This window comes from Enterobacter sp. 241F3 (assembly GCF_034106785.1).
Classification (GTDB): domain Bacteria; phylum Pseudomonadota; class Gammaproteobacteria; order Enterobacterales; family Enterobacteriaceae; genus Enterobacter; species Enterobacter vonholyi.
Genome location: NZ_JAWNDD010000001.1, coordinates 235,255 through 254,712 on the forward strand (window position 1 = coordinate 235,255; position 19,458 = coordinate 254,712).

At 56.7% G+C, this 19,458-nt stretch carries 21 protein-coding genes; 11 read left to right on the forward strand and 10 right to left on the reverse strand.

Features of this window, described 5'->3' with window-relative positions; genetic code table 11:
• Positions 1-68: 68 nt before the first annotated feature.
• Complete coding sequence (gene ydcK, locus UR504_RS01090; protein ID WP_320739170.1) at positions 69-1,049, forward strand: YdcK family protein; 981 nt, start codon at positions 69-71, stop codon at positions 1,047-1,049.
• Here the strand turns inward: ydcK and rimL are convergent.
• The 4 genes from rimL to UR504_RS01110 all read right to left on the reverse strand — a co-directional run bounded on the left by rimL (position 1,044) and on the right by UR504_RS01110 (position 5,490).
• On the reverse strand, positions 1,044-1,592 hold the full coding sequence (gene rimL / locus UR504_RS01095; RefSeq protein ID WP_249576076.1) for a 50S ribosomal protein L7/L12-serine acetyltransferase: 549 nt from the start codon (positions 1,590-1,592) through the stop codon (positions 1,044-1,046). The two genes, ydcK and rimL, sit on opposite strands and share 6 nt — an antisense overlap.
• Positions 1,593-1,637: 45 nt before the next feature.
• Positions 1,638-3,293, reverse strand: coding sequence for a glucan biosynthesis protein D (locus tag UR504_RS01100; RefSeq protein ID WP_127730822.1), 1,656 nt, complete (start codon positions 3,291-3,293; stop codon positions 1,638-1,640).
• A 242-nt stretch (positions 3,294-3,535) separates the two neighbouring features.
• A complete protein-coding gene (locus UR504_RS01105) occupies positions 3,536-4,309 on the reverse strand; it encodes a transporter substrate-binding domain-containing protein (RefSeq protein ID WP_021242531.1) in 774 nt (257 codons plus the stop codon).
• Between the two features lie 11 nt (positions 4,310-4,320).
• Positions 4,321-5,490 (reverse strand): pyridoxal phosphate-dependent aminotransferase, encoded by a 1,170-nt coding sequence (locus tag UR504_RS01110; protein WP_274243099.1) that lies wholly within the window; start codon positions 5,488-5,490, stop codon positions 4,321-4,323.
• 114 nt (positions 5,491-5,604) lie between these two features.
• Between UR504_RS01110 and UR504_RS01115 the strand changes: the two genes are divergently transcribed.
• The gene (locus tag UR504_RS01115; protein ID WP_320739172.1) at positions 5,605-6,447 is read left to right on the forward strand and encodes a LysR family transcriptional regulator; all 843 of its coding nucleotides are present in this window, start codon (positions 5,605-5,607) and stop codon (positions 6,445-6,447) included.
• Here UR504_RS01115 and UR504_RS01120 read toward each other — a convergent pair.
• Both UR504_RS01120 and UR504_RS01125 read right to left on the reverse strand, forming a co-directional pair.
• Positions 6,434-7,939 (reverse strand): carboxylesterase/lipase family protein, encoded by a 1,506-nt coding sequence (locus UR504_RS01120; RefSeq protein ID WP_320739173.1) that lies wholly within the window; start codon positions 7,937-7,939, stop codon positions 6,434-6,436. The genes UR504_RS01115 and UR504_RS01120 overlap by 14 nt on opposite strands.
• A 43-nt stretch (positions 7,940-7,982) precedes the next feature.
• Positions 7,983-9,326, reverse strand: a complete 1,344-nt coding sequence (locus tag UR504_RS01125) for a VOC family protein (RefSeq protein ID WP_320739174.1) — start codon at positions 9,324-9,326, stop codon at positions 7,983-7,985.
• Between the two features lie 528 nt (positions 9,327-9,854).
• Between UR504_RS01125 and UR504_RS01130 the strand changes: the two genes are divergently transcribed.
• From UR504_RS01130 to UR504_RS01165, 8 genes are all read left to right on the forward strand, one after another.
• Positions 9,855-10,040, forward strand: coding sequence for a general stress protein (locus UR504_RS01130; protein ID WP_004150795.1), 186 nt, complete (start codon positions 9,855-9,857; stop codon positions 10,038-10,040).
• A 94-nt stretch (positions 10,041-10,134) separates the two neighbouring features.
• Positions 10,135-10,629: a ferritin-like domain-containing protein gene (locus tag UR504_RS01135; protein ID WP_320739176.1), complete on the forward strand. Its 495-nt coding sequence runs from the start codon at positions 10,135-10,137 to the stop codon at positions 10,627-10,629.
• A 23-nt stretch (positions 10,630-10,652) separates the two neighbouring features.
• Positions 10,653-10,856 carry a hypothetical protein gene (locus UR504_RS01140; protein ID WP_111964639.1) on the forward strand — a complete coding sequence of 68 codons (204 nt, stop codon included), beginning with the start codon at positions 10,653-10,655 and terminating at the stop codon, positions 10,854-10,856.
• Between the two features lie 25 nt (positions 10,857-10,881).
• On the forward strand, positions 10,882-11,388 hold the full coding sequence (locus UR504_RS01145; RefSeq protein WP_014883791.1) for a ferritin-like domain-containing protein: 507 nt from the start codon (positions 10,882-10,884) through the stop codon (positions 11,386-11,388).
• Positions 11,389-11,405: 17 nt separating this feature from the next.
• Positions 11,406-12,278, forward strand: a complete 873-nt coding sequence (locus UR504_RS01150) for a manganese catalase family protein (RefSeq protein WP_008502274.1) — start codon at positions 11,406-11,408, stop codon at positions 12,276-12,278.
• A gap of 67 nt (positions 12,279-12,345) precedes the next feature.
• A complete protein-coding gene (locus UR504_RS01155) occupies positions 12,346-13,749 on the forward strand; it encodes a cytochrome ubiquinol oxidase subunit I (protein WP_143345098.1) in 1,404 nt (467 codons plus the stop codon).
• The gene (cydB, locus tag UR504_RS01160; protein WP_320739180.1) at positions 13,749-14,759 is read left to right on the forward strand and encodes a cytochrome d ubiquinol oxidase subunit II; all 1,011 of its coding nucleotides are present in this window, start codon (positions 13,749-13,751) and stop codon (positions 14,757-14,759) included. The genes UR504_RS01155 and cydB overlap by 1 nt, the downstream gene beginning before the upstream one ends.
• Before the next feature lie 8 nt (positions 14,760-14,767).
• Positions 14,768-16,393 carry an alpha-amylase family protein gene (locus UR504_RS01165; RefSeq protein ID WP_320739182.1) on the forward strand — a complete coding sequence of 542 codons (1,626 nt, stop codon included), beginning with the start codon at positions 14,768-14,770 and terminating at the stop codon, positions 16,391-16,393.
• On the opposite strand, the gene UR504_RS01170 is transcribed toward UR504_RS01165, so the two are convergent.
• The 4 genes from UR504_RS01170 to UR504_RS01185 are packed head-to-tail and all read right to left on the reverse strand — an operon-like array spanning position 16,394 to position 18,887.
• On the reverse strand, positions 16,394-17,380 hold the full coding sequence (locus tag UR504_RS01170; RefSeq protein ID WP_320739184.1) for an SDR family oxidoreductase: 987 nt from the start codon (positions 17,378-17,380) through the stop codon (positions 16,394-16,396).
• 17 nt (positions 17,381-17,397) lie between these two features.
• Positions 17,398-17,916, reverse strand: coding sequence for a 2-oxo-tetronate isomerase (locus tag UR504_RS01175; RefSeq protein ID WP_133294380.1), 519 nt, complete (start codon positions 17,914-17,916; stop codon positions 17,398-17,400).
• Between the two features lie 11 nt (positions 17,917-17,927).
• Positions 17,928-18,374: a DUF421 domain-containing protein gene (locus UR504_RS01180; protein ID WP_127730802.1), complete on the reverse strand. Its 447-nt coding sequence runs from the start codon at positions 18,372-18,374 to the stop codon at positions 17,928-17,930.
• A 9-nt stretch (positions 18,375-18,383) separates the two neighbouring features.
• Positions 18,384-18,887, reverse strand: coding sequence for a hypothetical protein (locus UR504_RS01185; RefSeq protein WP_127730800.1), 504 nt, complete (start codon positions 18,885-18,887; stop codon positions 18,384-18,386).
• Positions 18,888-19,025: 138 nt separating this feature from the next.
• Here UR504_RS01185 and UR504_RS01190 point away from each other — a divergent pair, with 138 nt between their 5' ends.
• Positions 19,026-19,415 (forward strand): YdeI family stress tolerance OB fold protein, encoded by a 390-nt coding sequence (locus UR504_RS01190; RefSeq protein WP_045910503.1) that lies wholly within the window; start codon positions 19,026-19,028, stop codon positions 19,413-19,415.
• Positions 19,416-19,458 lie beyond the last annotated feature (43 nt).

Consider the following 19,458-nt stretch of genomic DNA (forward strand, 5'->3'; position numbering starts at 1 on the left):
GGTTGCCAGCCGCTCGAAATGCGAAAACTTTGCTACGTTTAGTGAAGACGCTTATCAGAGACATGAAGATGAACAAATATCGCCTCAGCGACGAGACCCGCCTCTGGCAATGGAAAAATGGCGAAACTACCCACGCCACTACGCTGCGGCAGATTATCGCCACGGCGGACTTTAACGACGTGACTGTCGGGACGAGAGGCGGCTGGATTGACGATGAGCGCGCCCTCGCGCAGGACGGCCACTGCTGGATCTACGATGAAAACAGCGTGGTGTTCGCCGGAGCGACCGTGTCCGGCAACGCGCGTCTTACCCTGCCGTGCGTCGTGAGCCATGATGCCCGTATCGGTGACAGCTGCTGGCTGGACGGCGCAGAGGTCAGCCACGGGGCGCGAATAAGTGACAACGTCACCATTCAGCAATCCTGCGTGCGGGGCGAGTGTCATATCTACGGCGAAGCGCGCGTGCTGCATCACAGCGTGGTCATTGCTGCCAAAGGGCTGACGCCGGACCATGAGCAGATCCTACAAATCTACGACAAGGCGACGGTGAGCCAGTCGAGGATTGTGCACCAGGCGCAAATCTACGGCGAGGCGATGGTTAATTTTGCCTTTGTTGAACACCGGGCCGAAGTCTTCGACAACGCGATCCTGGAGGGAAACGAACTGAACAACGTCTGGGTGTGCGACTGCGCTAAAGTCTATGGTAACGCCCGCGTGATAGCCGGCTTTGACGACGATGCCATCCCGACGGTGCGCTACAGCTCGCAGATTGCGGAGAATGCCGTGGTCGAAGGCAACTGCGTCATCAAGCATCACGTCCTGATTGGCGGGCAGGCCTGGCTGCGCGGCGGGCCGATCATGCTGGATGATAAAGTGGTGATTCAGGGGCGCGCGCGCATCAGCGGGGATGTGCTGATCGAACATCGGGTTGAAATCACCGACGATGCGGTTATTGAAGCATTTGCCGGCGAGAGCATTCACCTGCGCGGCGAAAAAGTGATTAACGGTGACCAGCGCATCACCCGTACGCCGCTGCTGGGTGCGTTATAGGGTATAAATTCTGCCGTAGATATTCACGTCTTCAAAGCGGCCATTCAGGTATTCCGCTTCCCGCAAGCACCCTTCCAGCGTAAAACCGTTGCGTACGGCAACGCTGTTGCTGTGCTGATTCGCCACCCGACATTTGATCACAAAACGACGGATCTCACCGCGCTCAGCGTAGTAGCGCATAAACGCCTGCAGCGACCGGGAGAGAATACCCTGCCCCTGGTGGGCTTCATCCAGCCAGTAGCCGATGTACCCGGCCTTGTTGGTCGGTTCAATGGTGTTGAACGACAGGACGCCAACCAGCGCATCATCCTTGAAGATCAAAAACATTTTGGCGTAGCCGCGCTGGTGCAGCATCTGGTTACTCTGCACGTTGCGGCGGGTATCCTCTTCGCTGCCTACGTGCTGCGCCCAGTCAAAGGCGGTTTGCAGAAAGATTCTGTTTTTGACGACGAGATTGTGCAGGTCGGCGGTATAGCGCTCTTCGACGGCGCGAAGCTCGAGAGCGTCAGATACCGGGATAATTTCGGATTTTACTGCGGTCATTGCCCCTCACCCTAACCCTCTCCCGGAGGGAGAGGGAATCGATCGTTAACGCATTACCCTGTCGTCAACGTAGTTACGTTTATCCGGCGCCGGTGGGAAATACTGGTACAGCCAGGTTTCACTGATGGCGTCGCCCTGGCAGCGCAGGAACAGACGCATATCCACCGGCTCCGTCGAATCCGACGTCGGGTACCAGTCAAAGAGAATGCGATAGCCGTCAAACGGCTCAACGTAGAGGATCTCCACCTGCTTCGCTTCACCGCTTGAGAGCGTAATCACCGGCTCGATGCCTTTTGGCGCAGCGGCCTTCAGATCGCCGCCGACAAAATCTATCGCAAAGCGACGGGCCCATACTTTCGGGTAGTTTTCGCCCGGCGCCCAGCCTTCCGGGAAGCCGCCCATGCCGGTGCGGGTGGCGTAGACGTTGGCCAGCGGGGAGCGCACAGGCGGCATCGCGCTCCAGTAGAGGCGATACTTGAAGTCCAGCTCGTCGCCCGCTTTGACGGCTTTTTCCGGCTGCCAGAAGCAAACCACGTTATCCAGCGTTTCACCGGTGGTCGGGATCTCCATCAGGCCAACCGCGCCTTTACCCCAGTCGTTACGCGGTTCCACCCACAGGCTTGGACGCTTGTTGTACCACCCCATCACGTCCTGATAGTGCGAGAAATCGCGATCGAGCTGCAGCAGACCGAACCCTTTCGGGTTTTTGTCCATATAGGCATTGAACTGCAGCTTCTGCGGGTTGTTCAGCGGACGACAGATCCACTCCCCGTTGCCGCGCCACATCGCCAGGCGGTCGGAGTCATGAATTTGCGGGTGAATGGTGTCACACATGCGGCGTTCATTATTACCGCAGCTGAACATGCTGGTCATCGGCGCAATGCCGAGCTGCTTGATGTCCTTACGCGCGTAGAGGTGGTTTTCCACCTCCATGATCACCTGGCTCTTCTCGCAGTGGATCACGAATTTATAGGCACCCGTGATGCTCGGGCTGTCGAGCAGCGTATAAACGGTAAAGGTCGTGTCGCCTGGCTTGACGGTTTCAAACCAGAAGGAGGTAAAGTCCGGGAACTCTTCCGGCGTGTCGGTAAAGGTGTCTACCGCCAGACCGCGGGCGGAAAGGCCGTACTGGTAGGTGTCATCCACCGCGCGGAAGTAGCTCGCGCCCAGGAAGGAGACGATATCGCGACGCGCCAGCTCCGGCGCCTTAAAGGCGCGGAAGCCCGCAAAGCCGAGATCGCTTTGCCCTTCCAGCTGTTTGGTATCCACGCCCGTTTCACCGTAGCTGAACAGCTCAGGACGGAAGTGGATCTCGCGCGCCATAGAGGTCGACTGGTCCAGCGAGAACATCCGCACGCGACGGCGGAACCCCATTCCCATATGGAAGAACTGCACGTCCAGCTGACGCCCTTCAATGTTGTTCCACAGAGACTGCTTTTCATCGTAGCGGATGGCGTTGTACGCCTGCGGCGTCATGGTCGCCAGCGTCTCCGGCAGCGGGCGCGGCGCGCCACCCCACGGGGTTTTTGCCAGGTCATGCGCCATGGATTGCAGTACGGAGAAGTCAAAACGACGGCTCTGGCCGTCAGCAATGTCAGAGTCGGCGGCGTATGCCGCTTTGGAAAACAGGGAGGCAAGGCCGGATGTGCCGCTCAGGGCTGCCACTGCCAGCGAGCCTTTTAGAAAACGTCTGCGATTCATGCCTGGAAAAACGTCCTTATGGTCGTGTGAATGTGTTCCGCGCTCGGCGAAATGACGGCAAGAAAGAACGCACAGCCTAAACAAAAATGGTTAAGAATCCAATTGTTGGCCGGTGATTATATGAACAAAGTGAGAAATATTTTCTGTCGACCAGAACGGCCCGAAAGTGGTGTAAAGAAAGCCTGGAAAATGTGTAGAAAAATGCCCCGGCGCGACATCGTTCACCGGGGCCAAAGAGGCGGTTATTTTACGCTGACATCGATACCCGGGAAGTACTTATCAGCGAGTTTGGCGATCGTGCCGTCGGCACGTACTTTATCAATTGCGGCGTCAAGCTGCTTTTTGGTGGCCTCGTCACCTTTACGCAACCCAAAGCCGATCCCACTGCCGAGGATAGTGTCGTCAGACACCGGCTTGCCGATGAAGCCAAACCCTTTCCCCTGCGGCTTGCTGAGGAAACCTGCCTGCCCGGCCGCGGACATGACCAGCGAGGCGTCGATACGGCCATTCAGCAGATCGCCCCAGGCCATATTCTGATCTTTATAAGACACCACGGTGACACCCTGCTTTTCCCAGTGCTCTTTGGCATAGGTTTCCTGAATGGAGCCCTGCAGCACGCCGATGGTTTTCCCCTTCAGCCCTTCAGGCGTCGCCTCGACCGCCGTACCGGCCTTGCCGACCAGCTGCGACGGAATACGGTAGATAGGTTGGGTAAAATCAATGCTCTTGCGGCGCTGCTCGGTGATATTCATCGCCGAGTTGATGGCGTCGAATTTCTTTGCCACCAGGCCCGGAATCAGCGCATCAAACGAGGTTTCCACCCAGCTGCACTTCAGCGCTGCCGCTTTACAGATGGCGTTCCCCAGCTCAACGTCAAACCCTTCCAGTTCGCCTGCCGCATTGCGGCTTTCAAACGGCGGATATTCGGCTTCCAGACCGTAACGCAGCTCGGACGCTGCGAATGAGGAAAAGGTACACAGCAATCCCATGCCGACAACTAGCGCGCGTAATTTCATTTCAAAACTCCTTAGCGTGGTTTAACCCGACACAGGGCCTGGGCACCTGCCCGTAACGTCGCCTCATCTTTCGCAAAAGAGAGACGAATCAATTTATTATCCGTACCGTCCGCATAAAACGCCGACAGCGGAATGGTGGCAACACCGTACTCAACGATCAGCCGTTTCACCAGATCGCTGTCGCGCTCGTCGCTGAACTGGCTGTAGTCCGCCAGCATGAAGAACGATCCGGCGCTGGGCAGCAGCGTGAACGGCGAATCGGCCAGCAGACTCTGCAGCAGATCGCGCTTGCGCTGGTAAAACGCCGACAGCGACAGCCAGGTTTGCGGGTCGACCATATGTTCAGCAAACGCGTGCTGCATTGGCGTATCGGCAGAGAACATTAAAAATTGATGGACTTTACAAATCTCGTCCATCAGCACCGCCGGTGCAACACAGTAACCCACGCGCCAGCCGGTGACGTGATAGGTTTTTCCGAAAGAAGAAATAATCACGCTACGCTCTGCCAGCTGCGGGTGCGTGGCCATCCCGTGGTGCGGCTCACCGTCAAACACCACGTGTTCGTACACTTCGTCAGACAAAATAATGATGTCAGTATTGCGGGTCAGCGCCGCCAGCTGCTGCAGATCGTCGGCGGAGAAGACCTGACCGCTCGGGTTGTGCGGCGTATTGATGATAATCATGCGCGTGCGCGGGGAGATGGCAGCCCGGACCTCATCCCAGTTGACGGCAAAATCCGGCACGGTCAACTTGATGGCAATTGGGGTTGCCCCCTGCAGACGGACAATCGGCGCGTAGCTGTCAAAAGAGGGCTCAAAGTAAATCACCTCATCACCCGGGTGCACCAGCCCGCTGATTGCAGAATAGAGCCCTTCGCTGGCGCTGGCGGTCACCAGGACCTCGCCGGCCGGGTCATACCGCGTGCCGTAAAGCGTGGCAATTTTATCGGCAATGCGCTCTTTGAGCGGCTGCAGGCCTGTCATCGCCGCATACTGGTTATGCCCCGACTCCATTGCGCGGGTGACGCCCGCAATCAGCTTCGGGTCGCAGGAAAAATTTGGTGCGCCCTGAGAAAGGTTAATCGCGTTATGCTGCGCCGAGAGCTGGCCGATAACGGTAAAAATGGTGGTGCCCACATCGGGCAGTTTGGAGCGCGTCTGCACTGGCGTTCGTAAAGTCATCCTCTTTCCCTTCTCATGGACAATGCATAACAATTCAAACAACATCTCTGTTGTCGGGACAATCGAATTGTTGTCATAATAGCCATGAGAAAAATGCATAGCTGAGGGTTTTCCATGTCGCGCCGTTCGCTCCCGCTCAATGCCATCGACGCATTTTTAGTCACCGCGCGTCACCTGAATCTGACCCATGCTGCCGCAGAACTTTGCCTGACGCAGGGGGCCGTGAGCCGCAAGATCGCGTCCCTTGAAGCGTGGTTTGGCTTTCCGCTTTTTGAACGCCACGCGCGCGGCCTGCGCCTCTCTTCGCAGGGCAGCGCCCTGCTTCCGGAGCTGCAGTCTGCTTTTGAACAATTGCTGACCGTGGCCGACCAGGCCCGGAGCCAGCAGACCGTGATCCGGCTCAAGGCGCCCACCTGCGCCATGCGCTGGCTGGTGCCGCGCCTGCTGGAGGTGGAGCGTGAGCAGCCGGATCTGCAGATCGCCCTGACCACCACCACCGATCATAACGTCAATTTCAAAACCGAATCTTACGACGCGGCCATCGTGTTCGGCACGCACATGAGCGCAGGCGACATGCTGTTCGAAGAGGCGCTCACCCCGGTGATAAGCCCGGTGCGGGCGGGTGCAACGCTGGGATCGCTGACGTTCCTGCACCCCACAAGGGATAAGACAGACTGGTCGCTGTGGCTAACGAAACAGGAAGGTCCGGGCTTTGCCATGCACAAAAATCAACACTTCGACACGATGGATCTCGCGATTACGGCCGCCATTCAGGGGCTGGGCGTTGCCATTGCCGACGAAACGCTGGTGGCCGAAGATGTCCGCACGGGAAGACTGATACGGCCTTATGAAACCAGCATAAAAACCGGCGCGAGCTACCGGCTGGTGCTGCGCGAAACGCCAGGCGAGGAAAACGGACTGGCGGCGTTTCGCGCATGTTTGCTTAATCGAGGCTGACGTGGTGCTTCATCACCCGTTTGAAGAGGCTCATGCGGGCGCGCATAAAGCGGTTTTCAAGCCGAAAACCTGCATGTTTATTCACGCCAATGCGTAACAAAACGTCCCGCCCTTTTCGGCATGCGGGCCAGTGCGTCGGCCCGGGCAGGATCTCGCGAGGACCAGCGTCACGCGCAAAGCTCACCCAGTAATCGGCCACGTGGGCAGCAAACTGCAGATCCCGTTCGTTGACGTACTGACGTGAAGGCTCTACCTGACCTAACGTATCAAAGACATAGGGAACCTCGTTGCCGTGCCAGGCACCGTTGATATAGGTGGCATGTTCCGCTTCCGCGACATAGTCAAACCAGTAACGCCAGCACAATCCGCCGACGCGCTGCTGAGCCTGCATCACGACGTAGCCCATCGTGGTGAACGCCATGTCGCGGCACACCTGCCTGCCCAGCTCTTCATCGCCTTTGACGCCCGGATAGAGCAGCTTAATCAACCCCAGTCCGAAGCGCCGCTCCCGGCGGAGCTTCTGGATTTGCCCGGCGAGATCGATGCCAAACACCGCCATCACGCTGGCCTCATCGCTGTTCGACCCAATCATTACCGGTACGGGATGCTGGCGGGCCGCGAAAAAGACGTCCAGCATCGCTTCGGGCAGAACGCAGTCCCCGACGATGGGCGCCGGTGCGACGTTCAGCGGCGCGGTTAACGGCCAGAACGCCTCGGGAGGAATGGCGCGCAGCTGCTCAGCAGTCGCCTTCTCCAGGCCAAAATGGGCGGCCAGCGCCTCCCCTTTTTGCAGCGCCTGCTCGCGCGGCGTGTCCGGCAAGGTATACCCGCTTTGCACAATCGCCTTGTGGAACAAGCCAGCCGCCAGGGGCGATGCCAGCAGAGAGAGCACGCTGCGCGCGCCGGCGGATTCGCCAAACAGGGTCACATTGTCAGGATCTCCACTAAATGCGGCGATATTCTCCCGCACCCATTCGAGGGCCGCGATCTGATCCAGCAGGGCAAAATTATGCACCACGCGATCTTCCTCGCCTTCCAGCGCGGGATGGGCGAAAAAGCCGAGATGGCCGAGACGGTAGTTGATCGTCACGACAACAACGCCGCGCGTTGCCAGCGCTTTGCCGCTATAGGGCGGTAAGCCCCCCGCGCCAATGGTAAAGCCACCACCGTGCAGCCAGACCATAACCGGAAGCGCCCCGGCGCGCTCTTTGGGGGACCAGACGTTCAGATAAAGACAGTCTTCTGAGAACTGGCCGGGATCGCCCCCGCCCAGCTCCTGACAATATTCGCTGCTTTGCCAGCTTGAGGCCGAAAAGGCGGTGGCCTCGCGAACGCCATCCCACGGTTCAGGCGGCCGCGGGGAGCGCCAACGCCACTCGCCCACGGGCGGTGCGGCGTAGGGAATGCCGCACCAGACGTGGACATTTTCATCGGTTAAACCAGAGAGTGCGCCCTGGCGCGTTTCAACCACAGGGGCGGAAGGATTTTGCATAACGACCTTATTTTTTCCATCACACCCCAGCAGAGTAACGATTTCAGAGCAAACCGCAACGCTGTTTGCTGCGGGTTTCAGCCTCCTGATAGAGCGCAAACTCGTCATACACCGGGCAGCCGAGCGCGTCTTCAAACGCATCGCGGCTGGCGTTACCATGGCTGCGGGCCTGGGTTTCATTCCCGAGATTGGACTGGAAAATCCCCGCGGCGCTAACCGGGAGGAAATCTTCGTAGGTGATCGGCTGGGCAACCACCCATCCGCGCTCGATCAGCGGCTGCGGATCGTCTCCCGGCCGGAACGCATGGCGATGCGCTTCACCCGCAGGCGTCAGACGGTAGCGGAAATACGCCAGCTCCTGACGGCGCATCAACAGTTCGCTGTCCGGGAAGGCGCTAAAGATCTCGCGCAGATGCAGCTGATGGGTCAGGTTATCTTTGCCGGTGCCTGCCTGGGCAAGCAGGCTATCGTACAGTTCCCGGCCTTTCGGGGTCAGCGCCACGCCGCGCTGTTCAATCTCACCGAAGCGCGCGGTGTGGGTGCCCTTATGTTCCCCGGCAAACAGCACCGGCTCTTCCAGCGCCTTGAAGCTGGTTTGACGCAGCAGGACGGGCACCTCGCGACGCGGCGGGCCTTCTATCAGAATTTTCGGCTCGATACCGTACTTCGGCATCAGCTCCTGCACCCGATCAATATCCAGCGTGCGCGGGGTGAGGTGGTTAATGTGGCAGCCGGGGAAGCAGACCACGTCGGCAATCAGGCGATGCTCGTTGTGCAGCGCAAGATAGGTTTCCTGATCGACCGTCGCGTGACGGTGCCAGCGGAAGGTTTCCAGCGCTTCCTGCACAAACTCGTGCGCCTGCTCGTCAGTAAACTGCCCTTCCGATTCATACAGATCGAGAAGCGCCAGACAGCGCGGGGTGAAGATGTTCCGGTGAGAGAGGATTTCCGCCGCCCGTTCGCGCAGCGCGACGTTTTCAATCAGCTCAAGGCGCAGCAGCGAAGTAAAGATGCGGAACGGATTACGGCACAGCGCCGCATCATCGATCGGGCGAAACGCCGTTGAGTGAACCGGCACCCCCGCCTGGGAGAGATCGTAATAGCTGACCGGGTACATGCCCATGATGGCAAACATACGGCGCAGGGTTGAAAGCTCTTGCGCACTGCCAACGCGAATTGCCCCGTGACGCTCCACGTTCAGGCGCACAAGCTCATCGGCGTTTGCCAGTTGTTCATGTAATAGTGGATTATTTTCCAGCACCGCCAGGTTTACGTCCGCTACCAGTTCAAGCAAGGTGCCGTACTGCGGAACTTCCTGCTGGTACATCGCCGACATAGCCTGCGAAAAGTGTTCCCGAATGTCATCAGCCGTGATGGTGTTCGCCATGATGTCATGCCTCCAGTGAATATTACCTGGAGTGTAGAGAAACCCGTTCCTTCCGGGGGGAAAGATTTCTGATTTGTGATCTTAAGACGACAGTGGTCAAACCGTGTGCGGCTGGCCTCTGAACAAGCCTCAACGAAACCGCCCTTTCGTGCCCGACGCTTTTTATCCAGGATTTTCCTTATAATTATTTAGGGTTTCGCTTTCTAGCTATAAAGGAGTATTTTTTATTTTCCTCTGACTGCAAATTAACCAATTTTAACGCGTCATTATTTTTATCCTCACCTTTCAAATTTTTAGCTCAAAGTTAGGAATAATCTGAACGGTTGTTTACAAGTCCTTCCTGTCTATCCATATTTCCAAAGCAAGCGAAGCGCAAATTTACAAATATTTAAAAACAACGCAGCCGTAAATAGCAAAACGCATTTGACGGTTCTCACACAGCGACTAGAGTTATTACTCGAACGACGAGTGATACGGAATATTTTCGTATCGTACTGACATAACCAATATATGACTATGAGGTTTAATATGGCAGAGCATCGTGGTGGTTCCGGTAATTTCGCTGAAGACCGTGAAAAAGCATCAGAAGCTGGACGTAAAGGTGGCCAGCACAGCGGTGGTAATTTTAAAAACGATCCGCAACGCGCATCTGAAGCGGGTAAGAAAGGGGGACAGAACAGTCACGGCGGAGGCCGTAAGTCTGATAACTCCTGATCTTATTTAGTACTCTTTTAATAAAACCAGAGAGCATGCTGCGGGCTGAAAAGCTCGCAGTACCCTTTCTTTATTTTACCGGAGCGTAATTATTATGAATATGAAAAGTGTTGAGGATGTATTTATTCATCTTCTCTCGGATACCTACAGTGCGGAAAAGCAGCTGACTCGCGCGCTTAGCAAGCTTGCCCGCGCCGCGTCCAGCGAGAAGCTGAGCGTAGCCTTTACCGCGCACCTGGAGGAGACGCAGGGTCAGATCGAACGTATCGACCAGATCGTCGAACAGGAAGAAGGAATTAAGATTAAACGCATGAAGTGCGTGGCGATGGAAGGCTTAATTGAAGAAGCCAATGAAGTGATCGAAAGCACCGAAAAAAATGAAGTGCGTGATGCTGCCTTAATTGCCGCTGCGCAAAAAGTCGAGCATTACGAAATAGCCAGCTACGGTACCCTTGCCACATTAGCAGAACAACTGGGCTATAAAAAAGCCGTTAAGCTTCTTGCCGAAACGCTGGAAGAAGAAAAAGAGACCGACCTGAAACTCACCGACCTGGCCGTAGGCAATATTAACCAAAAAGCGCAGAAATGACGCTATAACACAGGTTAAATAAAATGAGCATCAGTCCCAGGACAATTAAACGGTGCCATTTAGCGGCAGCAATAATATGGTTCATTCTCGCTATTCCTTCCGTAATATGGTGGAAGAACAGCGTGCTATGGGTCATTATCATCAGTATTTATGCCAATATTGTCGGCCATTTATCTGGCTACAGTGCCGCACGTGCCGATCAGGCTGCTGAAAGTGAGAACAAATAAGCGAACCCCTAATGAGGATACAATGATGAATCACGTAGAACACTACCATGACTGGCTACGCGATGCCCATGCAATGGAAAAGCAAGCCGAATCAATGCTGGAATCCATGGCCAGCCGTATCGATAATTATCCTGATGTTCGCGCCAGAATTGAGCAACATATTAATGAGACAAAACGGCAAATCACATTGCTGGAGGAAATCCTCGACCGTAATGATATTTCTCGTTCGGTCTTAAAAGACTCGATGAGCAAAATGGCGGCGCTGGGACAATCCATCGGCGGCATGTTCCCTTCCGACGAAATCGTGAAGGGCTCGATCAGCGGCTATGTTTTCGAACAGTTTGAAATCGCCTGCTATACCTCCCTGCTCGCGGCGGCGAAAAAAGCGGGCGATACCGCTTCAATACCCGCTATTGAGACGATCCTCGCCGAAGAGCGCGAAATGGCCGACTGGCTGATTCGTCATATCCCGCAAACGACGGAACAGTTCCTGCTGCGTTCAGACGCGTCGGGTGTCGAAGCGAAAAAATAACCCACAGGAGAGTGAGCATGTTTCGACACGTCAAACAGCTGCAATACACGGTTCGCGTCGCCGAACCGAATCCCGGCCTTGCCAACCTTTTACTGGAACAATTTGGCGGGCCGCAGGGTGAACTGGCCGCCGCCTGCCGGTACTTTACGCAAGGGTTGAGCGATGACGATCCGGGCCGTAAGGATATGCTGATGGATATCGCAACCGAGGAGTTAAGCCACCTCGAAATTATCGGCACCCTGGTCGGCATGCTGAATAAAGGTGCCAAGGGGGCGCTGGCGGAAGGGGTGGAAAATGAGGCCGAGCTGTATCGCTCCATGACCGAAAACGGGAATGACAGCCACATCACCTCCCTGCTCTACGGCGGCGGCACTCCGCTCACCAACTCAGCGGGCGTGCCCTGGACGGCGGCCTACGTCGACACCATTGGCGAGCCGACGGCAGATCTGCGTTCGAACGTGGCGGCCGAAGCCAGAGCCAAAATCATCTATGAACGGCTGATCAACGTGACCGACGATCCCGGCGTTAAGGACGCGCTGGCGTTTCTGATGACGCGTGAGGCGGCGCATCAGCTCTCCTTTGAGAAGGCGCTGCAGTCCATCCGTAATAATTTCCCGCCGGGAAAACTGCCGCCAATCGAGGAATTCACCAACAAGTACTACAATATGTCTGAAGGTGGAGAGGTTCGCGGAAGCTGGAACAGCGATAAACATTTCGATTACGTTGAGTCCCCCCAGCCTGCGGTGGATGGCGGCGATGGCAGTGCCAGCGTGACGCTCACAACCGAGCAGGCAACCCTGGTTAAGGCGATGTCTGCCCGCACGAAGTCCGATCCACATTCCGACCCGCTGACCGGTGCCGAGCTGGGTGCCGGTAAGACTAAACCGTAATCGGTTTGCCGGGCAGTCCTGAACTGCCCGGCAAGTCGCGTGCCCCATCGTCTCAGAGGTACGGACCATGTTCGAACTCGATGCATTTCATCTGGCCAGAATTCAGTTCGCTTTTACCGTCTCGTTCCATATCCTTTTTCCCGCGATCACCATCGGCCTCGCCAGCTATCTGGTGGTGCTGGAAGGCATGTGGCTGCGCACCAAAAACGACGTCTGGCGATCGCTATACCACTTCTGGTTAAAGATATTTGCCGTTAACTTCGGCATGGGCGTCGTTTCCGGGCTGGTTATGGCGTATCAGTTTGGCACCAACTGGAGCGGGTTCTCCCAGTTCGCGGGCAGCATTACCGGCCCACTTCTGACCTATGAAGTGTTAACCGCCTTCTTCCTGGAGGCCGGATTCCTCGGCGTGATGATGTTCGGCTGGAACAAGGTCGGCCCGGGGCTGCACTTCTTTTCGACCTGCATGGTGGCGCTCGGCACGCTAATGTCGACCTTCTGGATCCTCGCCTCCAACAGCTGGATGCATACGCCGCAGGGTTTCACTATCGAAAATGGGCAGGTTATCCCGCAGGACTGGCTGGCCATCGTCTTTAACCCCTCCTTCCCTTACCGTCTTATTCATATGGCTATCGCCGCGTTCCTGAGCAGCGCGCTGTTTGTCGGCGCGTCGGGCGCCTGGCACCTGCTGCGCGGGAACGATACGCCAGCCGTTCGCACCATGTTTTCGATGGCGATGTGGATGGCGCTGCTGGTCGCGCCCATTCAGGCGGTGGTGGGCGATATGCACGGCCTGAACACGCTTGAGCATCAGCCGGCGAAAATCGCCGCTATTGAGGGGCACTGGGAAAATCCGCCCGGCGAGGCCACCCCGCTGCTGCTGTTTGGCCTGCCGGATATGGAGGAGGAGCGCACCAAATACGGCCTGGAGATCCCCGCGCTTGGCAGCCTGATTCTGACGCACAGCCTGGATAAACAGGTCCCCGCGCTGAAAGACTTCCCGAAAGAGGATCGCCCAAACTCTACCATCGTTTTCTGGTCGTTCCGCGTGATGGTCGGGATGGGGCTGCTGATGATTACCCTCGGTCTGGTCAGCCTCTGGCTGCGCTATCGCCATCGACTTTACCACTCGCGTCCGTTCCACTGGTTTGCCCTCTGCATGGGGCCTGCCGGGCTGCTGGCGCTGCTCGCCGGCTGGGTGACCACCGAAGTGGGCCGTCAGCCGTGGGTTGTCTATGGCTACCTGCGCACCATCGACGCGGTATCGCTGCACAGCACCCTGCAGATGAGCATCAGCCTGCTGGCGTTCTTCGTTGTCTACTCATCCGTATTTGGCGTGGGCTATGTTTATCTTATCCGGCTGATTAAGAAAGGTCCTCAGCCCGTCGATACGCTGACGTCAAACACCTCGGGCACGCCTGCCCGTCCGCTGTCTGCCGCGGAGTCTGTTCCGGAAGAGGAGAGAATCTGATGGGCGTCGATATCTCGGTGATTTGGTTTGCCATCATCGTGTTTGCCACGCTGATGTATATCATTATGGACGGCTTCGACCTGGGGATTGGCCTGCTGTTTAACTTCGTGGGCGATGCGAAAGAGCGCGATGTGATGGTCAACAGCGTCGCGCCCGTCTGGGACGGCAACGAGACATGGCTGGTGCTCGGCGGCGCGGGGCTTTTCGGCGCGTTTCCGCTGGCCTATGCGGTCATTATTGATGCGCTGACGATCCCGCTCACCGCAATGCTGATCGGCCTCATCTTTCGCGGCGTCGCCTTTGAGTTCCGCTTCAAAGCCACCCCTTCACACCGTAAATTCTGGGACTACTCCTTTGCCGGCGGCTCCCTGCTCGCTACCTTCAGCCAGGGCGTGGTGGTGGGCGCCGTGATCAACGGCTTTGACGTGGAGGGCCGACGCTATGTCGGCTCGGCGCTGGACTGGCTCACCCCCTTCAACCTGTTCTGCGGCATCGGGCTGGTCGTCGCCTACACGCTGCTGGGCACCACCTGGCTCATTATGAAAAGCGAAGGCGCGCTGCAACAGCGCATGCGCGAGCTGACCCGCCACGTGCTGCTGGGCCTGATGGTAGTTATCGCGGTAGTCAGCGTCTGGACGCCGCTCGGCTGGCAGTACGTCGCCGACCGCTGGTTTACCCTGCCCAACTTCTTCTGGTTCCTGCCGGTTCCGCTGCTGGTCGGGATCTTCAGCGTGCTGATCTGGCGCCTGACCCGCAATCCGGACAGCCACGCGCGCCCTTTCCTCCTGACGCTGGGGCTGATCTTCCTCGGGTTCAGCGGGCTGGGCATCAGCCTCTGGCCGAACATTATTCCGCCGCGTATCACTCTGTGGGAGGCCGCGGCCCCGCCTGCCAGCCAGCTGTTTATGCTGGTCGGGACGTTACTGATTATTCCGGTGATCCTGGTGTACACCGCCTGGAGCTATTACGTGTTCCGGGGCAAGGTTTCGGATACTGAAGGCTATCACTGAGGAACGCTATGACGGACTGGCATACACGGGCCATTATTTACCAGATTGATACCGCACTCTTTTATGACCTGAACGGCGATGGCTGCGGGGACATCGCCGGGATAGCGGCCAAGCTGCGCTACATTCGCCGCATGGGGGCGACGGTTATCTGGATCACCCCGTTTTACCTCACGCCCTTTCTTGATGAAGGCTATGACGTCAGCGACCATCTCCAGGTGGACCCTCGATTCGGAAAGCTGGCCGATATCATCGCCTTTATCGAACAGGCCCGCGAGCTGGGCATGCAGGTCATTATCGAGCTGCTGATCCAGCACACCTCCGACGCGCATCCCTGGTTCCAGCAGGCCCGCCGCAACCCGGCGTCACCCTACCGGGATTACTACCTCTGGTCAGATAGTGACGAGGACGATACGCCCCCCATGTTTCCCGGCGTCGAAAAGAGCATCTGGAGCTGGGACGACGAGGCGGGACAATACTACCGGCACATGTTCTATCGCCACGAACCGGACCTGAACCTGACCTCGCCCGCGGTGCTGAAAGAGATTGAGAACATCATCCTCTTCTGGCTCAAGCTGGGCGTATCGGGGTTCCGCCTGGATGCCGCCTCCCACCTGACCACCCAGGCGGGAAAAGGTGATGAAAAAAAGGGCCTGTGGATCCTCGAGCATATGCGTCGTCTTATCGAGCAACACAACCCGGACGCGATCCTGCTGGGTGAGGTCGATGTCGAGGTGGAGGCCTATCAGGACTACTTTGGCAATAATGACCGCCTGAATCTGGTGCTCAACTTCTGGCTCAACAAGTATTTTTACGTCAGCCTGGCCCGCAAAAGCGCCCGTCCGCTGCGCAACGCGGTGAAGAAGATGATCGTCCCGCCCGATTCATGCTGTTTTGCCAACTGGCTGCGCAATCACGACGAGCTGGATCTGGAGGGCATCAGCCAGAAAGACAAACAGTTTGTCCTCGATACCTTCGCCCCTGATGAGGAGATGAACGTCTACCAGCGCGGGATCCGCCGCCGCCTGGCGCCGATGCTCAATGGCGATCTGAAGCGGCTGGCGTTCTGCCACGCGGTACTCTTTTCCCTGCCCGGCGTTCCGGTGATGCGCTATGGCGATGAGATCGGCATGGGGGATGACCTCGATCTGGAGGAGCGCTACGCTGTGCGCACCCCGATGCAGTGGGCGGGATCGCAAGGCGGCGGTTTTTCGGCTGCCGACCCGAAAAAATTTATCGCGCCGATTATCGACCGCGGCCCTTATCGCTATCAGAAAATCAACGTCGCCGATTCGCTCCTCCACCGCAACTCGCTTCTGCACCGGATCATTGATATCGCCAATACCCGTTCGGAGTTCCCCGAAATCGCCGTTGCGCCCTTTCGGCTCCTCACGATCGATAATGACGCGGTGCTGGGAATCTATTACGAGACCGAAGAACGCAGCATCCTGACCTTTGTTAACTTCAGCGACCAGCCGGTACGGTTCACCGTCAAGGGGATCCGCAACGCCACCTGGACCGCCTGTCTTGCGGACAAACGCTACGATGACGCGCTGGTTTGCGGTAAAACCGTTGAGCTCAGCCTTGGCGGCTACGGCTATCGCTGGTTCTGGACGCACCGCAGCGCGCTGCGCTGATTACGGTTTCCGGCGGGTGAGCAAACGCGTCAACACAATACCCGCCAACGCCAGCCCCCCTAACGCCACTTTGCCCGGCATACCGGAGGTCACGGACGACGCGCGGGTTTTCGCTTCATCAGTGAAACGGCCATGGATTTTGTGCAGGTCGTTAACCGGCTGGTCGAGATAATCCCGACGGTCCGGCGCGTTCATATCGTCGGTCATCTGGCCTTCCCAGGCTTTCTTCACCATCAGCCTGTCCAGAAAACCCGGGAAGAGGAACTGCCCGACAATCGACTGAATGGTGCTGCTGCCAACCCACAGCTCGCGCACCGGCTTTTGCGCCACCCTGAAGATGGCGCTGGCGGCGACTTCAGGCTCGAACACCGGCGGTACCGGGCGCATTGCCCACGCGAACTTGTTCCTTGCCCATTCAAACTGCGGCGTGTTAAGCCCCGGCATCTGCACCATCGAAAGCTGAACCCGGCTGTTTTCATGCATCAGCTCGGTACGCACTGCATCGGTAAACCCGCGGATCGCCGCTTTGGCCCCGCAGTAGGCGGACTGCAGGGGAATGGAACGGTAGGCCAGCGCGGACCCTACCTGGATAATCACGCCCCTGTCGCGCGGAACCATGAGCTCGAGAGCCGCGCGGGTACCGTTCACGTAGCCGAGGTACGTCACCTCAGTCACGCGACGAAACTCGTCCGGCGTAAGGGTGCGAAACGGCGCCAGCACGGCCCCCATGGCGTTGTTCACCCAGACATCAATCGCGCCGAGGCGATACTCAATCTCGTTAGCCGCATCCACCACCGCCTGACTGTCGGCGACGTCAGCCTGCACGGCGTGTGCATTTACGCCGAAGCGGCGCAGCTCTTCCTGGGTTGAGTGCAGGCTGGCCTCATCGCGGGCGATAAGGCCGACATCGTAACCTGCTTTTGCGAAGCGCAGCGCCGTGGCTTTTCCCACGCCCGCCGTCCCACCGGTAATTACTATGACAGCCATAGAACCTCCACGTAAACTCAACCGTTATGCCCGTCCGACAATGCTGTCACCAGCTCGGCCAGCGAAAAATGCACCGCTTTTTCCACCACGTCCTGACAGTCTCCGGAAAACAGTACGGTGCGGGTTTGCGTCTCGCCGCGAATGTTCCACGCAAAGCAGACCGTCCCCGCCGCCGTGCCATCGTCGCCCCCTTCCGGGCCAGCATAGCCGCTGATGGCGATACTGATATCAGCCTGGGCGATGTCGCGGATGCTGGCGGCCATCTCGGTCACCGTCTGCTCACTGACCGCGGTATACCGCGCGAGCGTCTCAGGACGAACGCCGAGGATCCGTGCTTTGGCTTCGTCGCTGAATACGACCAGGCCAACATCATAAAAATCGGCCGTGTTCTCTTCGGCACAAAGTGCTACCGATAGCTTTCCGCCGGTACAGGATTCCGCCGTGGTTAAGCGAAGCCCGAGATCGGTTAATTTGCTCGCCAGTTTTTTCGTCAGTTCACCCACGGTATAATTGTTGTCGTGAAAAAGATTGCTCATCTTTGCGCCTCTTATTTCTCGAATGGAATGATTGAAATATGTCCATTGCGCTCCAGTATGGCATATTTAATTTGGCTTATTTCGTTAATACCATTATTTTGACGCGCTGACACCAGAATATCATCGCAAGAGACATCGACCTTTTTGAGTTTATCAGCCAGGGGTACGCCGTTTTCCACAAGAATCACGGGAGTGCCGTCCAGAATATTCTCCACCGGGGAAAAATACTTCTTCATAAGGCCAAAAATAATATCCACTACCACCAGGGTGGTAATCGTAATCATCGCACCGGTGACGGAAAAATCTTGCCCGAGAAGCGCCTGCTGAGTAGCTTCACTAATTATCAGGAGCAGAATGAGATCGAAGCTGGTCATCTGCAGCAGCGCACGCCGCCCGGCCACTTTAAAAACCACCACGAGGAACAGATAAATCGCCAGCGCACGAAAGACCATATCCATATCAGCCTCCTAGGGGTAAATAAATTGCCAGAAGGTTATCTCCGGCTCGCTGTTAATACGGATGGTTGTGTTCCATTTACCGGCTCTCGAAGGCGTGGTGAAGAATAACACCGCGAAGCGGTCTGACTTTTTCAGGTTGTTATAGACAAAATAGAGGGTCTTGCCCCGGCTGAACATGCTGTCAGGCTGCGGCCAGACGCTGCCAGGCTCGTAAACATCGTTGCTCTCGCTGGCCATACTGAGAACATACTTACCCTCTGATTGCACCGGGAACGCCAGCTCCATTCGCGTCTCCGTCTCCCGTCGGCCAAACCGTTCATAGCTTATGGTCAGTGATTTTGCGGAATTGGTTTTGACCGTATCGCTGACCCACCCGCTTGAAAACAGACCGGCGATAGCCGCGATGATAATAGCCAGCAGAACAATAAAACCCACCTGACGAAACGCGTATTCAAACGTCAGCAAGCGAAAACTCTCATCTATCCCGGGCAACTTTTCATTTTCACGCTTCATGGTCATCGTCACCGTTTCGCTTATTATCCGATAAGTTTGATTTCTCACGCGAATGTTTTTAGGACTTATCACATTTGCCACATAAAGAAATAGCAACAATACTTAATAAGTCAAGACACCCAAAATGAAGGATATCCGATGAAATTATCGCTTATTTCCGCTTTTATGATATTTCTGGTTCCGGCCGCCTTCGCAGATAATAACGGCGGGTTACAAAAAGGTGAAGCTCCGCCGCCACCCCATGCGCTGGATAGCGGATATCGCGGAACCGATGACGCGCGTATTATGACCATCGATCAGGCAAAACAACTGCACGACGGTGCGACCATTTCACTGCGCGGTAATCTTATTGACGGTAGCGGCGATAAGTTTGTATTTCAGGATAAAACCGGAAAAATCGACGTTATTATTCCCCAGGCAGTCTTCGATGGCAGAACGGTAAAACCCGACCAGATGATCAGCATCAACGGTTCGCTTGATAAAAAATCATCTCCTGCCGTCGTCCGCGTCGATCGTTTGCAGAAATAATTCAGCGAAGCGTTAACGCTGCAGTTATCCATCAAATCTCACC

What these genes read in the sequence shown, in the direction of transcription:
- ydcK (WP_320739170.1), top strand. Translation starts at nt 69, where the DNA reads ATGAACAAATATCGCCTCAGCGACGAGACCCGCCTCTGGCAATGGAAA.
- rimL (WP_249576076.1), bottom strand. Translation starts at nt 1,592, where the DNA reads ATGACCGCAGTAAAATCCGAAATTATCCCGGTATCTGACGCTCTCGAG.
- UR504_RS01100 (WP_127730822.1), bottom strand. Translation starts at nt 3,293, where the DNA reads ATGAATCGCAGACGTTTTCTAAAAGGCTCGCTGGCAGTGGCAGCCCTG.
- UR504_RS01105 (WP_021242531.1), bottom strand. Translation starts at nt 4,309, where the DNA reads ATGAAATTACGCGCGCTAGTTGTCGGCATGGGATTGCTGTGTACCTTT.
- UR504_RS01110 (WP_274243099.1), bottom strand. Translation starts at nt 5,490, where the DNA reads ATGACTTTACGAACGCCAGTGCAGACGCGCTCCAAACTGCCCGATGTG.
- UR504_RS01115 (WP_320739172.1), top strand. Translation starts at nt 5,605, where the DNA reads ATGTCGCGCCGTTCGCTCCCGCTCAATGCCATCGACGCATTTTTAGTC.
- UR504_RS01120 (WP_320739173.1), bottom strand. Translation starts at nt 7,939, where the DNA reads ATGCAAAATCCTTCCGCCCCTGTGGTTGAAACGCGCCAGGGCGCACTC.
- UR504_RS01125 (WP_320739174.1), bottom strand. Translation starts at nt 9,326, where the DNA reads ATGGCGAACACCATCACGGCTGATGACATTCGGGAACACTTTTCGCAG.
- UR504_RS01130 (WP_004150795.1), top strand. Translation starts at nt 9,855, where the DNA reads ATGGCAGAGCATCGTGGTGGTTCCGGTAATTTCGCTGAAGACCGTGAA.
- UR504_RS01135 (WP_320739176.1), top strand. Translation starts at nt 10,135, where the DNA reads ATGAATATGAAAAGTGTTGAGGATGTATTTATTCATCTTCTCTCGGAT.
- UR504_RS01140 (WP_111964639.1), top strand. Translation starts at nt 10,653, where the DNA reads ATGAGCATCAGTCCCAGGACAATTAAACGGTGCCATTTAGCGGCAGCA.
- UR504_RS01145 (WP_014883791.1), top strand. Translation starts at nt 10,882, where the DNA reads ATGAATCACGTAGAACACTACCATGACTGGCTACGCGATGCCCATGCA.
- UR504_RS01150 (WP_008502274.1), top strand. Translation starts at nt 11,406, where the DNA reads ATGTTTCGACACGTCAAACAGCTGCAATACACGGTTCGCGTCGCCGAA.
- UR504_RS01155 (WP_143345098.1), top strand. Translation starts at nt 12,346, where the DNA reads ATGTTCGAACTCGATGCATTTCATCTGGCCAGAATTCAGTTCGCTTTT.
- cydB (WP_320739180.1), top strand. Translation starts at nt 13,749, where the DNA reads ATGGGCGTCGATATCTCGGTGATTTGGTTTGCCATCATCGTGTTTGCC.
- UR504_RS01165 (WP_320739182.1), top strand. Translation starts at nt 14,768, where the DNA reads ATGACGGACTGGCATACACGGGCCATTATTTACCAGATTGATACCGCA.
- UR504_RS01170 (WP_320739184.1), bottom strand. Translation starts at nt 17,380, where the DNA reads ATGGCTGTCATAGTAATTACCGGTGGGACGGCGGGCGTGGGAAAAGCC.
- UR504_RS01175 (WP_133294380.1), bottom strand. Translation starts at nt 17,916, where the DNA reads ATGAGCAATCTTTTTCACGACAACAATTATACCGTGGGTGAACTGACG.
- UR504_RS01180 (WP_127730802.1), bottom strand. Translation starts at nt 18,374, where the DNA reads ATGGATATGGTCTTTCGTGCGCTGGCGATTTATCTGTTCCTCGTGGTG.
- UR504_RS01185 (WP_127730800.1), bottom strand. Translation starts at nt 18,887, where the DNA reads ATGAAGCGTGAAAATGAAAAGTTGCCCGGGATAGATGAGAGTTTTCGC.
- UR504_RS01190 (WP_045910503.1), top strand. Translation starts at nt 19,026, where the DNA reads ATGAAATTATCGCTTATTTCCGCTTTTATGATATTTCTGGTTCCGGCC.